Here is a 12,547-nt window from a genome sequence, read left to right as displayed (position 1 = left end):
GCTTATTTTTCAGCCAGCGTTTTCAGATTGGCCAGACCGGTTTTCAGCACGTTTTCGACCGCCTTGTTGGCTGCTTCTTCGTTCATTTCTTCCGGCGGGTTGTTGTTCATGTAAGCGCGGTAGTAAGCCGCTTTCCAGGAAACCTTGGACTTGTCCGCCCCTTGCGCTTCGACTTCGATGCTGGCCGCGTAGTTGTCAACCGGCAATACGGGCACTTTTTCTTCAGCGCCTGAGTAAGTGATCGTCTTCGCGGTGCTCATTTCGACGATTTTATACGAATAAGACATTTTCGCTTCGTCGTATTTTTTCAGTTCTTCGTTGATCGTGCCGCCACTGGCCAACGTCAATACGCGAACCGCGCCTTTCTTGTTGCCTTCCTGATTGGTCACGCTGCTGATACCGGGATGCCAGGACATGTCGCCGAAGTCTTTGATGATGCCCCAAACCTTTTCGGCCGGCGCATCGATTACGATTTCTTCTTCGGCTTTTTGACGAACCGGACCGTGCGCGACGGCAACAGACGAGAAAAAGAACATCGCGGCTGGAATGCTGAACAATAATTTTTTCATGATAACTCCTGAGTGGGACGTTAATAAATAAACCTCGCATTATATGATAATCAATCGCGGCTGGCACATGTTTAGCCGGTTTTTTCAAAATCGGGAAAAACTCCCGGTAAGCCGCCGCCCGTTCGGGACATGCAAATTGAATCGGCGCGTAGCTTTTACATTCCAGCCGGAGAGGTAGAGCGCAACATCAAGAAACGCCGGAAGCCTTTACCGATTCATCTATCGCGATTATCCTGTAGCCTTTTTGCATTCGATAACGGTCCATGCCGCTGCCCACTTCCAAGCTAGCCTGTATCCTGCTGCCGCTTGCGCTTTGCGCGGCCGCTGCCGTGGCGGACACTTCGCAGGCGAAAGGATCGCAGACACTTGTCGACCCCGGCCCACCGGCGCACCAGGAACCGTTCACACTCGAAAGCGCAATCAATCTGGCGCTAGAACGCAATCCCGACCTGCACATCGCCAACGAGCGCATCGCCCAGGCCGAAGCCGCGATCGGCGAAAGCCTCGCCGCATTTTATCCGCAGGTCAAGGCGCGCCTGAGCTACCGTTATAGCGATAATCCGGCAGAGGCATTCGGCATGATCGTCGCTCAAAAGCGTTTTTCTTTCGGCCAGGACATCAACAACCCGAAAGGTACGACCGATTTTCGCCCCGAAGTCGAGGCGACTCTGTCACTGTACCGGGGCGGACAGGATTATCAACGCAGCAAGGTGGCCGACCTGGGCAAGGAAATCAGCGAGCTGGAGCTTTCGTCGGTCCGCAACAACCTGATTCACGGCGTCAGCGAAGGCTTTTATGCCCTGCTGGTCGCGAAAGAAAATCAAACGATAGCGCAGCGCGCGATCGATGCGGTGCAAGCCGAACTCACGGAAACGAAGAAGCGCCATGCCGCCGGCACGGTGTTGAAATCCGATGTACTGTCGCTGGAAGTGTGCCTGGCCGCCGCCCGCGAAGCCGACATCCGCGCAAAAAATGCGATCGAGCTGGCGCGCACGGTGCTCCGAACCCTGATTGATCTTCCCGAAGTCAGCCCGATCGAACCCCACATCGAGGCGCAACGCGCGCTGCCGGCATTGCCGGCGTCGTTTGATGAACTTGAAGCCCAGGCGCAAGCCAACCGCCCGGAAACGCAAATCGCGCAAAGGCAACGCGAAACCCGGCAACTCGAACTCAAAATCGCCCAGGGAGAGCATTTGCCGCGTGTCGATGCCTATGTTAATTACGGGCTGAACGAGCGTTCGCCGGAGTTTTCGACCGCGCATCAGAACGTCGGCTCCGGCATTCAGGTCGAGATGGATTTGTTTTCCGGATTTGCGACCCATGCGCGCGTCAGCAAGGCGGAACGACGGCTAGCCGAGGCGGATGAGCAAGCCCATAAAACCGAATTGCAGATCAGGCAGGATGTCAAAACCGCCTTCCTGGAGTTGCAGGAAGCGCTGCAACGCGCCGAAGTCGCCAAAGCCGCGGTCGCAGCAGCCGATGAAGCCTTGCGCCTGGTCACCCTGCAGCACCGGGCCGGCACCGCGACGGTGACCCGCTTCATCGAAAGCGAAGTCGCGCGCGATCAGGCGCAGGCCGGTTGGCTGACCGCGCGCTACGATACGTTTCGCGCCGATGCGGCACTGCAACGCGCGCTCGGAGCCTGGCGATGACGAATCCTCTGCAAAAAAAATGGCTAACCTCGGCCGGCGCCCTGTTCGCGCTGCTTATCCTGATATTGTGGATGCTCGGCCTGATCGGCGGCGACAAAACCGAACCGGGCATCACGCCCCTGCCCGCTCAATCGACCGCCCCGAAAGAAACCGCGCGCGTCGAACGGCAAGCGATCCAGGAGGCGCAGTCCTGGCCCGGCACGGTCAGGGCGGTCAGCGAAACGCGGATCGCGCCGAAGATCAATGCGCGCATCCTCGCGGTCGCGGCGCATGAAGGCGACCGGGTTAAACAAGGCGACGTGCTTGCCCGGTTCGATGCGGAACAGAATCAGACCATAGAGCACGAAGCGGCGTCCCTGGCCGCCGCCGCCCAGGTCGAAGCGGCGCGCGCGGCGGCCGATCTGCAAAGGACACGCGGACTGTTCGAGCAGGAGGCTGCAACCCGCGAAGATTACGAGCACGCCGCCGCCAATGCCAGCAAGGCACAGGCCAGCGCCCAGGCGGCCGCGCACAGCGTGCAGGAGGCCAGGGTTCAACGCGGCGAAACCGTGCTCCGCGCCCCCTTCGACGGCGTGATCGCGAAGCGCCTGCATGAACCGGGCGAAATGGGGGTTGCGGGAGAGCCGATCGTGATCCTGCACGATGCGTCCCTGCTGCGCATCGAGGCTTCGGTGCCGGCTTACTGTGCGAACCGTATCAAAATCGGCGATGCCGCAAGCGTGCGCATCGACGCCCTGAACACCGCGTTAAACGCCAAGATCGCTGAAATCGTGCCGGCCGCCGACCCGGCCACCGGCACTGTGCTGATCAAGGCCAGTCTGCCGCAAACCCAGGGCCTGCAACCGGGCCTGTTCGGCTGGCTCGGTCAGACCTGCGGCATCGCGCACGATGCCCTGCTGATACCGGCTGCGGCGCTCAGGCGGATCGGTCAGGTCGAGGTCGTGACCGTGCAGGACGGCGCCAAACTAAATACCCGCCATGTGCGCTCGGGCTTCAGCCGGGACGGCCGGGTCGAAATCCTCTCCGGCCTGGATGCCGGCGAAACGGTCGTGATTCGATGACGATCGAGCACAAACGCGGGCTCAGCGCCGCGATCGTCAAAATCTTCACGATTTCGCATCTGTCGCCGATGCTGCTGATCGCGGCGCTGATCGCAGGCATCGCCGCGCTGCAATTGACCCCGCGCGAGGAAGATCCGCAGATCGTCGTGCCGGTGATGGACGTGATGATCGACTTTCCCGGCGCCACTGCCGAGGAAGTCGAAAAACTCGCCGCGACGCCGCTCGAAGCGCTGCTGAAGCAGATCGAAGGCGTCGAGCATGTGTTCTCCGCGTCCCAACCCGGCCATGCGGTCGTAACCGTCGGTTATGAAGTCGGTGAAGATCCCGAGGATAGCCTGGTCAAGACCTGGAGCAAGGTGATGTCGCACCAGGACCGGCTACCGCCGGGCGTGCGCAGCTGGAATATCAAACCGGTCGATATCGACGACGTGCCGATGCTGATGCTGACCTTGTCCTCGGCGACCGGCAAAACCGATGCGATGGCGCTGCGGCGGATCGCCGACGAACTCCTGGCGAGCCTCCGCGGCGTCGAAAATATCGCGAAAACCGACGTGATCGGCGGCGCGCGCCGGCAGATCTCGATTTATCCCGACACCGCCAAGATGACAGGCTATGATGTGACCCTGCTCGACATCATCAAAGCGCTCGAAGGCGCGAACGTCCATCTGCAAGCCGGACGTTACGCCAGCGGCAACAAAGAAACGATCCTGGAAGCCGGCACCCATTTCGAGTCGGCCAACGAGGTGGCCCAGTCCGTGATCAAGTCAGCCGGCACAAGGCCGGTCTATCTTCGGGATATCGCCCGCGTCACGGACGGCGAGGAAGAACGCGAACAGTACAGCCGGATCGGTTTCGGCCCGGCCGCCGCGAAGATGCGCACGGTCGGCCACGCCGAAGGACCTAAGGCAAAGCCCGGCGACGAACGCGAGATGGTCACGATCGCGCTGGCCAAGCGCAAGGGCAGCAATGCGGTACGCGTTTCTCAAGACATCCTGAAGCGGGTCGAGGCGCAGCGCGGCCTGCTGATTCCCCCGGATGTCGAGATCACCGTCAGCCGCGACTACGGCGCCACCGCCGACCACAAGGTCAACGAACTGGTCAAACACCTAGGCCTCGCGATCGCGATCATCCTGGTACTGCTTGCCCTGACGCTGGGCCCGAAGGAATCGCTGATCGTCTGCATCGCGGTGCCGGTCACTTTCGCGATCACCCTGCTCTGCGACCTGATCTTCGGCTATACGATCAACAGAGTCACCTTGTTTGCGCTGATTCTGTCCCTGGGCCTGCTGGTCGATGACCCGATCGTCGATGTCGAAAACATCTTCCGCCACTTCAAGCTGAAAAAGGAAGCGCCGCTCGAGGCGCTATTGTCCGCGGTAGATGAAGTCCGCCCGCCGACGATCGTCGCGACGCTGGCGGTGATGCTCGCGTTCATTCCGATGTTTTTCATCACCGGCATGATCGGGCCGTATCTTGCGCCGCTCGCGTTCAACATTCCGGTCGCGATGCTGATCTCGCTGATCGTTGCGTTCACGATCACGCCATGGGCGAGTTATTTGCTGCTGCGCGGCGAATACGGCAAGGACGCAGCCCCGTTCGATCTGAAAGCCTCGCCCGGCTACTGCTTTTACCGCAGCCTTTTGCAGCCGTTGATCGCCTCGCCGAAACGCAGCCGCGGGTTTCTGATCGCGGTCGGCATCGCCTTTGGGCTGTCGTCGCTGCTCGCGGTAACCCGCGCGGTGCCGCTGAAACTCTTGCCGTTCGACAATAAAAACGAATTGCAGATCGTGGTCGACATGCCCGCCGGCAGCACGCTCGAAAAGACCGACACGGTGCTGCGCGCCCTCGGCCAATATCTCGCGGCGGTCAATGAAGTGACCGATTATCAAAGCTACGCGGGGCTCGCCTCGCCGATCGATTTCAACGGCATGATCCGGCACTATTATCTGCGCACAGGCAGCCATCAGGGCGATATACGGATTAACCTGTTGCCGAAGGACGAACGCGTGCAACAGTCGCATCAGATCGCGATGCGCATCCGCGCCGACGTCGAACGGATCGGCAGGCAATACGGAGCGAAACTCAAGATCGTCGAATTGCCGCCCGGCCCACCGGTGCTGTCGACGCTGGTCGCGGAAGTATACGGACCGGCCGATGCGAGCTACGATCAGCTGATCGAGGCATCCCATGATGTCAAACAGCACTTCGCCAGGACCGCAGGCGTCGTCGACGTCGATGACCTGTCCGTTGCACCCGAAGCAACCGCGCTGTTTCGGATCGACAAGCAAAAAGCCGCGCTGCTCGGCGTCAGCCCCGCCGCGATCGCAGAAACGCTCGGCGTGGCTTTGGGCGGCGGCGATGCCGGCACGCTGCATGCGCCCGGCGAACGACTGCCGCTGGACATTCGGCTGCGCCTGCCGCGCGCCGAACGCTCGTCGCTGCCGGAGTTATTGAACACGAAGGTCAGAAGCAGTCAGGGCACATTGATTGCACTCGGCGAACTCGGCGCGGTCACGCCGGAACCCGGCGAACCGGTCATCCATCACAAGGATCTGGAACGCGTCGCCTATGTGATCGGCGACAGCGTCGGCCGCAGTCCGGTCGAGGCAATCATCGACCTGTACGCGGACTTCGAGGACAATCCCCTGCCGGAAGGTTACCGCGCCGAATTGAGCGGCGAAGGCGAATGGAAGATCACGGCCCTGATCTTCCGCGACCTCGGCATTTCGTTCGGCGCCTCGCTGATCATGATCTATGTGCTGCTGGTCGTGCAGACCGGATCCTTGAGTCTGCCCGCGATCATGATGATCGCGATCCCGCTGACGATCATCGGCATCATGCCGGGCTTCTGGGTGTTGAATGCGCTATTCGCAGAAAATGTGGCCGGCTTCACCGATTCGATCTATTTCACCGCGACCGCGATGGTCGGCATGATCGCGCTGGCCGGCATCGTGGTCAGAAACGGCATCATCCTGATCGACTTCATCGAAAGGACGCGCGCCCGAGGCGACTCGCCCAGTCTCGAAGAGGCCCTGATCGAAGCCGGCGCGACCCGGATGCGGCCAATCTTCCTGACCGCCGGCGCCGCGATGTTCGGCTCGGTCGTGATCATCCTCGACCCGATCTTTTCAGGGCTGGCCTGGAGCTTCATCTTCGGCATCTTCGCGTCGACCGGGTTTTCGCTGTTCGTGATTCCGGTCGTTTATTATCTGATCTACCGGGATCAGACAAGAAGCCTGACGGCGCGAATATAACGCTTTTATTGCCGAGGCTCCGGCTGCAAAACGCTTTGTATCTGCTTGACTGCCGCCTCGATCTTCAAGTCCAGCAGAATCTGCCCCAAAACCGGGCTCGCCTTGCCGGCATCGCCGTCCGCGCCGACCGAGGCAAAATCGGCGTCGCTATGATCTTCCTTAAACCGGCCTCTGACCCCCGCCGGCTGCACGAACATCAATTCGGACGTGTCCCTGATACCGGCATGACCGCCAATTTGGAGAGCAGTAAAACCTTGTTCCGCCAAATAGGCAAGCTGCCCGTTATGCTGATAATAATCATTGACCTGAAGCACACGGACACCCGCATCCCGCCATAAATGAGTCAACCGTTCGGCCACACGCTGTTGCGCGGCCTGATTGCCGCCGCTGTCGCCGACCAGCGCAATCACTTTAAACCCATGCTGTTTAAGGCTTTCCGCGGTAGCCTCCAACACCGTCTCGAACGTCGCTTCGGCAATCGAAAGCGTGCCCGCAAACTTCATATGGCCGTCCGGCGGCGAAATCGTCCCTTCCGGCACATAGGTCACAACCGGCGCAACCAGCGCATGGCCCAGTTTTTCGGCTATTTTGCCGGCGCTGTACTTGACGATATAGTTGTGCTTTCCGAGTATCGCATGCGGACCGTTTTGCTCGGTGCCTCCGGTCGGCACGATGGCGGTCGTCGAACCGGCCTGAAGCGCAGCGCGGACCTCTTGCCAGGTCATATCTTCAAGATAAACGCCGCCGGGCGCCTGCGCCAGCGCTTTACCGCCGTTATTCAAGTAAACCGCAGGCGCAACCACGACCAGAAAGACCAGCACCGACACATAGCGTTTCGGTTGCAGCAACATGCTCAGGCGGAAATTTTGCGCGAGATTAATAAAAGGCATCAGGTACAGGCTCCAGAAGGTAGAGAATTTTTCATTTTCTTTAGGCCCCAGGCCGAACGTCAGCACTTCCTTTGCCTTCGGGACATACAAGGTGCCGAATAAAGCGTCCCAAAACGCAAACGTAAAGCCCATATTCTTATCGAAATGCTGCGGCGCGGCGCTGTGATGAATCTGATGCTGGGCGGGGCTGATCGCAATCCGGCTCAACATCGGCCCCCAACTCCACCAGACATGCGAATGCCGCAAATTGTAACCCAGCAGATAAAACAGGATCAGGACGATATCGGTTCCGCCGACATGGTAAATAAAGACCGGATCCTTGCTAAAAAAAGACAGGCAGCCAAGCGCCGCGCCCGACAATAACCCGACCATGCCAAAGGCCAACAGATTATCGACCGGGTGCATACGATAGACGGTGATCGGCGTCATCACCTCGGCGGAATGGTGAACTTTATGAAACTCCCATAGCCAAGGGATCTTATGTTGCAGATAATGGCTAAAAAACAAGGCAAAATCCGTAGCCAGCGCCAACAATACGGTAGTCAGTATGCCGCCGTATTCCCCGCTCCAGCGCCCGCTAAAATCGGTCAGCCATCCATTTAAGCCGGTTTCAACCCTATGGGAAACGACAAAGGTCAGCGAGGAAAACAGAGCCCCGATGAAGGCGGCCTGCAACAGCATGCCGGTATAGAAATACAAGTAGTCGTTGACGGCGGAGCGGTGAAAAACGATGTCTTTGGGAAAAATAAACTCTAGCGTGCTAACTCCAGACTTTTCATAATCCTGCTTACGAATAAGGTACAAAAAAAAAGCTATCGTTAATGAGGTCAGCAGATAGACCCAATAGAGTCTATCGTTATTCGCCAAAAACAAGGCAAATGGAGAGATCAAGGTCTTGGCCAACTCCCAGATCGACTCGGAATGAGCAGATAAACTCATAGGCTATGCGTGGAGAGTAAAGAAAACACAGTCAAATTATAATACTCATCGCCATTCCGGCAAGGATTGCCGGATAAATCGTAAGCGTCCAACCCTACCACATAGCGAGGTTGATGGGGGCGTGATTTAATGTGATTTGCCGAAAGGCAGTAGTTCGTCGATACGGCTGTTAGGCCAGGTAGGCAGTTTTTCGAGGGTGTCTTTTAGCCAGGCCGAAGGATCGAGGCCGTTGAGCTTGGCCGTGCCGAGCAAGGTTTGAATCACAGCCGCGCGTTTTCCGGCGCGTTCCGAGCCGGCAAAGAGCCAGTTCTTTTTACCCAAAGCGATAGGTCGGATGCTGTTTTCAATCGGGTTGTTGTCGATTGGCAGATCGCCGGTTTCAGCATAGCGTGTGAGAGCGATCCAGCGTTTCAAGCTGTAGTCGATGGCTTTAGCGGTCGCGGTATTGGGCGCGGCGTGGGCTCGGGTGCGTTGCAGCCAGTCGTGCAGGCCGGCCAGTGCCGGCCGGCTTTTCTCGGCACGCAGGCGTTGGCGTTCCGCTGAACTCAGGCTTTGGCCTTCGGCTTCAATCGCATACAGCACCGCGATGCGCTGTAAGGCTTCTTGCGCAATCGGGCTCTGGCTGGCCTGGAACAGGTCGAAGAATTTCCGCCGCGCATGCGCCCAACACGCCAGTTCGATACATGGCTCAAGCCGAAGTCGAGTTTCGGGATGGGCGCGGGCGGCCGCAAACAAGGCTTTATAGCCGGCGTAGTCGTCGACCACGAGATGGCCTTGCCAATCGCCTAGAAACTGCCCGGCATGCCGGCCGCTGCGACCGGCTTGATAGTCGAAGACGATGATCTTGGGCCCCGGTTGTAGGTCATTGCTGCGGTAGGCCCACAGGTAGGCTTTCTTGGTTTTGCCGTTGCCGGGATCCAGTTGCGGCACCGGCGTTTCATCGGCATGAAGACTCGGCCGTTGTTGAAGATGCCAGGCCAGGCGATCCGCCAAAGGTTCCAAGGCGACGCCGAGACGTCCGACCCAGTCGGCCAGGGTGGAACGGGACAAGATCACGCCGTCGCGGGCGGCGATCTGCTCCAAGCGGTAGAGCGGCAGATGGTCCTGGAATTTGCTGATCATCACCCAGCTCAACAAGCCGACCGCCGCCAGACCGCCATCGATCACCGCCGGCGGAATCGACGCCGCCGTCACGGTCTCGCAGCTCCGGCAGGCATATTGCGGGCGGATATGGCGATGGACGAAGAACTTCGCCGGCTCGACATCCAGTTGCTCGGTCACATCTTCGCCGATCTTGACCAACTCCCGGCCGCAGTGCCCGCAGGTGCAGGATTCGGGTTCGTGGCGGTGTTCGATGCGCGGCAAGTGAGACGGTAACGGTTGCCGGCCGGCGCGCAGGCGTTTGGGGCGGACCACCGTGGTACAAGGACTGGCATCTTGCAGTTGCTCGACTTCCGCGTCGATGGCCGAAATATCCGTGTTCCAGGTTTCCTCGAACACATCCCGCTGCAGCGGGGCCAAGGCTTCGCTCTTGGTGCTGAAACGGATGCGCTTGTAATACGCCAACTCGTGGGTCAGCGCGGCGATTTTGACGTCTTTGCTCTGAATGGCTTTGGCATCCCGCTCAGCCTGCTCGATCAGCGCTTGAATCAATGCGGCTACTTCGGTTTTTGCCGAAGGCTCCAGGTTCAACTGATCGAGTTTGGCGAGGGGATTCATGGCCGTTATTATACTGCATAAACCCACTGAACGCCTTGATTTTACTAGGTTTCAATACCGTACCTTACACCCGCCATTCTGTTGACGGTTGTGCCGATAGCCGTTGCCAATCGACACCAGCCACAAGCCACTGCCACTGGGCCTGACTGAGCGCAAAGACCGGGTCAGAGGCTTTGGGCCAAACAAAACTGCCTCGATGCAACCGCCGCTGGCACAGCCAAACCCCATTGCCGTCCCACAGCAACAGGCGCAAGCGGTTGCCGGCACGGTTGCGGAAGATGAAGGCCGATCCGCAGCCAGGCGGGTGCCCCAGGCTTTGCTGGACGATTGCGGTTAAGCCATCCAGGCCGCGCCGCATATCGACCGGCGCCACCGCCAGCCAGATCTGTGCCGGACTCGCAATCAAGCCAGGCATCGCAACAACTCAGCCACCCAGCGCGCTGATACGGTAGCGGACAACTCCAGGCGGTGACCTTGGGCATGCGTGAAGACAATCGCGGCAGGCGCAGACGGCTGAACATGCACCGGTATTAAGGCTGCCGACTCTGGCTGGGGCAATTTGCGATAGTCGCTCAAACGCGCCGTGAAGGTACGGACATTGAGTTGCCGCTCGGCGCAATACGCGGCTTGTGATAGCCCGCTACGTTGCCACGCTTCAATATGCTGACGCCATTTCTCTGTGATAGCCATGCCAAAACTCCTGACAAAAAAAGGACAGGATGCGACAGACGAAAATTATTTTATAGGCGGTACGGTTGAACGCTTACGATAAATCGGCAAGATAGCCGATTTGCATTGAGCCGAAGGGCATAGAACAAAGATGTACATTGTGAATCCAGGTTCGATGGCTGGGTTCAGGCTTATCACCCATTGCGCTGAATGCCCTCGTATGGCGCGATGGCTTAAAATATGGCAAAGTAGAATTAAGATGCGATAAACAGCACAGCAACATCACTTGCCTCTCAAAAACCATGCAAATCGAGCACTCCAAAATGTCCAGCTATGAATTTCCGATCAAATTGCCGCCGGTGAGATTTATTTTGTTTGCAACCGTCGGTTTGATCGGTAGCGGCGTTCATCTGTTGACATTATGGATATTTCACCTAATGTTAAATTTACAGTTTATCTCGGCTCAGGGCATCGCCATCTTCGTTGCGATGACGAGCAACTACTTTATCAACAATAGCTTCACTTTTCAGGACAAGCGTATCAGAGGCATCAAACTCCTGTCCGGTTTGTTCAGCTTTTACCTGGTTTGCTCGGTTGGCGCAGTGATCAGTATGGCGTCTTCCTATTGGGTTTATCGCGCGCAACAAAACAACTGGATCCTGGCGGCAATCGCCGGAGCGATTGCCGGTTCGCTGTGGAATTATTACTTTTCATCGCTGCTGACTTGGAAAGACAGGAAAACCCTATAACGGCACAAAGCATGAAATCCTGCATGCCATACCTAACGACGCATTAATACGGATTATTAACTATGATTTCGATCGTCTGTCCATTCTACAATGAAGAAAAGATGGTTTCGATTTTTTTTACCGAAGTGTTTAAAACCGTTGATGCAATTAATGATGAAATAGAAATCATCTGCATCAACGACGGCAGCACCGATCAAACTTTGCAAAAACTGATCGAGCAAAAAAATACGGCGCCCAAGCGCATCAGCATTCGCATCATCGATTTTTCGAGGAACTTCGGCAAGGAAGCCGCCCTCACCGCGGGGGTAGAGCATGCCAGCGGAGACGCCGTCATACCGATAGACACCGACCTCCAGGACCCGCCCGAACTGATCAACGCCTTGATTGCCAAATGGAAAGAAGGCTATGAAGTGGTATTGGCAAAGCGCTGCGACCGCACCTCCGACACCTGGCTGAAAAGAAAATCCGCAAAATGGTTTTATCGCTTGCACAATTCGATTTCCAACCCACCCATCCCCGAAGATGTCGGCGATTTCAGATTGCTCAGCCGCGCCGCCGTTGACGCCTTGAAAAAACTGCCGGAACGCGAACGCTTCATGAAAGGCCTGTTTAACTGGGTTGGATTCAAAACGGCAAAGATCGAATATGTGCGTTCGAGCAGGAAAGCCGGCGAAACCAAATTCCCTTGGCTCAAATTGTGGAACTTTGCCTTGGATGGCATTACCAGTTTTAGCACAGTCCCCTTAAGGATATGGAGCTATTTGGGATTTTTCATTTCATTAATTGCCTTTGCCTACGGCAGCGCCATCATCGTCCGCACCCTGATACAAGGCGTCGATATTCCAGGCTATGCTTCGCTGATTGTCATTATTCTCTTTCTTGGCGGATTGCAATTGATAGGAATAGGCGTACTGGGCGAATACCTAGGACGAATTTACATGGAAACCAAAAACAGACCGATATACATCATTCGCCAAGAGCTTTAAGATGAATGACAGAACCCGTACACAGAGCACAGGAACAATGCTCATAAAAAAACCCGCCA

At 57.4% G+C, this 12,547-nt stretch carries 10 protein-coding genes; 5 read left to right on the top strand and 5 right to left on the bottom strand.

Annotation, left to right across the window (positions count from 1 at the left end; translation table 11 throughout):
• Positions 1-2: 2 nt before the first annotated feature.
• Positions 3-569 (bottom strand): SRPBCC family protein, encoded by a 567-nt coding sequence (locus METLA_RS0101210; RefSeq protein ID WP_024296810.1) that lies wholly within the window; start codon positions 567-569, stop codon positions 3-5.
• A 263-nt stretch (positions 570-832) separates the two neighbouring features.
• Between METLA_RS0101210 and METLA_RS0101205 the strand changes: the two genes are divergently transcribed.
• From METLA_RS0101205 to METLA_RS0101195, 3 genes are read left to right on the top strand one after another with little or no spacing between them, the layout of a single operon-like run.
• Positions 833-2,221, top strand: a complete 1,389-nt coding sequence (locus METLA_RS0101205) for a TolC family protein (protein WP_024296809.1) — start codon at positions 833-835, stop codon at positions 2,219-2,221.
• Positions 2,218-3,282, top strand: a complete 1,065-nt coding sequence (locus METLA_RS0101200) for an efflux RND transporter periplasmic adaptor subunit (protein WP_024296808.1) — start codon at positions 2,218-2,220, stop codon at positions 3,280-3,282. The genes METLA_RS0101205 and METLA_RS0101200 overlap by 4 nt, the downstream gene beginning before the upstream one ends.
• Positions 3,279-6,536, top strand: coding sequence for an efflux RND transporter permease subunit (locus METLA_RS0101195; RefSeq protein ID WP_024296807.1), 3,258 nt, complete (start codon positions 3,279-3,281; stop codon positions 6,534-6,536). The genes METLA_RS0101200 and METLA_RS0101195 overlap by 4 nt, the downstream gene beginning before the upstream one ends.
• A 5-nt stretch (positions 6,537-6,541) precedes the next feature.
• Here METLA_RS0101195 and METLA_RS21215 read toward each other — a convergent pair whose 3' ends face one another.
• The 4 genes from METLA_RS21215 to tnpA form a co-directional block, all read right to left on the bottom strand.
• The gene (locus METLA_RS21215) at positions 6,542-8,365 is read right to left on the bottom strand and encodes a creatininase family protein (RefSeq protein WP_024296806.1); all 1,824 of its coding nucleotides are present in this window, start codon (positions 8,363-8,365) and stop codon (positions 6,542-6,544) included.
• A 126-nt stretch (positions 8,366-8,491) separates the two neighbouring features.
• Positions 8,492-10,084 carry an IS66 family transposase gene (gene tnpC / locus METLA_RS0101185; protein WP_024296805.1) on the bottom strand — a complete coding sequence of 531 codons (1,593 nt, stop codon included), beginning with the start codon at positions 10,082-10,084 and terminating at the stop codon, positions 8,492-8,494.
• A gap of 64 nt (positions 10,085-10,148) precedes the next feature.
• Positions 10,149-10,499: an IS66 family insertion sequence element accessory protein TnpB gene (tnpB, locus tag METLA_RS0101180; RefSeq protein WP_024296659.1), complete on the bottom strand. Its 351-nt coding sequence runs from the start codon at positions 10,497-10,499 to the stop codon at positions 10,149-10,151.
• Positions 10,487-10,774, bottom strand: coding sequence for an IS66 family insertion sequence element accessory protein TnpA (tnpA, locus tag METLA_RS20430; protein WP_036281336.1), 288 nt, complete (start codon positions 10,772-10,774; stop codon positions 10,487-10,489). Before tnpA ends, tnpB begins: the two co-directional genes overlap by 13 nt.
• A 350-nt stretch (positions 10,775-11,124) precedes the next feature.
• Between tnpA and METLA_RS20425 the strand changes: the two genes are divergently transcribed.
• Both METLA_RS20425 and METLA_RS0101170 read left to right on the top strand, forming a co-directional pair.
• Positions 11,125-11,502: a GtrA family protein gene (locus METLA_RS20425; protein ID WP_161635371.1), complete on the top strand. Its 378-nt coding sequence runs from the start codon at positions 11,125-11,127 to the stop codon at positions 11,500-11,502.
• Between the two features lie 62 nt (positions 11,503-11,564).
• Positions 11,565-12,488 (top strand): glycosyltransferase family 2 protein, encoded by a 924-nt coding sequence (locus tag METLA_RS0101170; protein ID WP_024296803.1) that lies wholly within the window; start codon positions 11,565-11,567, stop codon positions 12,486-12,488.
• The last annotated feature ends 59 nt before the right edge of the window (positions 12,489-12,547 follow it).

This window comes from Methylomicrobium lacus LW14 (genome assembly GCF_000527095.1).
Taxonomy (GTDB): domain Bacteria; phylum Pseudomonadota; class Gammaproteobacteria; order Methylococcales; family Methylomonadaceae; genus Methylomicrobium; species Methylomicrobium lacus.
The sequence above is the reverse complement of the archived record's forward strand: the minus strand, read 5'-3'. Positions and strand labels throughout refer to the sequence as shown.

Coding starts and splice junctions, on each gene's coding strand:
- METLA_RS0101195 (WP_024296807.1), top strand. CDS start 3,279: ATGACGATCGAGCACAAACGCGGGCTCAGCGCCGCGATCGTCAAAATC.
- METLA_RS0101210 (WP_024296810.1), bottom strand. CDS start 569: ATGAAAAAATTATTGTTCAGCATTCCAGCCGCGATGTTCTTTTTCTCG.
- tnpA (WP_036281336.1), bottom strand. CDS start 10,774: ATGGCTATCACAGAGAAATGGCGTCAGCATATTGAAGCGTGGCAACGT.
- tnpC (WP_024296805.1), bottom strand. CDS start 10,084: ATGAATCCCCTCGCCAAACTCGATCAGTTGAACCTGGAGCCTTCGGCA.
- METLA_RS0101170 (WP_024296803.1), top strand. CDS start 11,565: ATGATTTCGATCGTCTGTCCATTCTACAATGAAGAAAAGATGGTTTCG.
- tnpB (WP_024296659.1), bottom strand. CDS start 10,499: ATGCCTGGCTTGATTGCGAGTCCGGCACAGATCTGGCTGGCGGTGGCG.
- METLA_RS21215 (WP_024296806.1), bottom strand. CDS start 8,365: ATGAGTTTATCTGCTCATTCCGAGTCGATCTGGGAGTTGGCCAAGACC.
- METLA_RS0101205 (WP_024296809.1), top strand. CDS start 833: ATGCCGCTGCCCACTTCCAAGCTAGCCTGTATCCTGCTGCCGCTTGCG.
- METLA_RS0101200 (WP_024296808.1), top strand. CDS start 2,218: ATGACGAATCCTCTGCAAAAAAAATGGCTAACCTCGGCCGGCGCCCTG.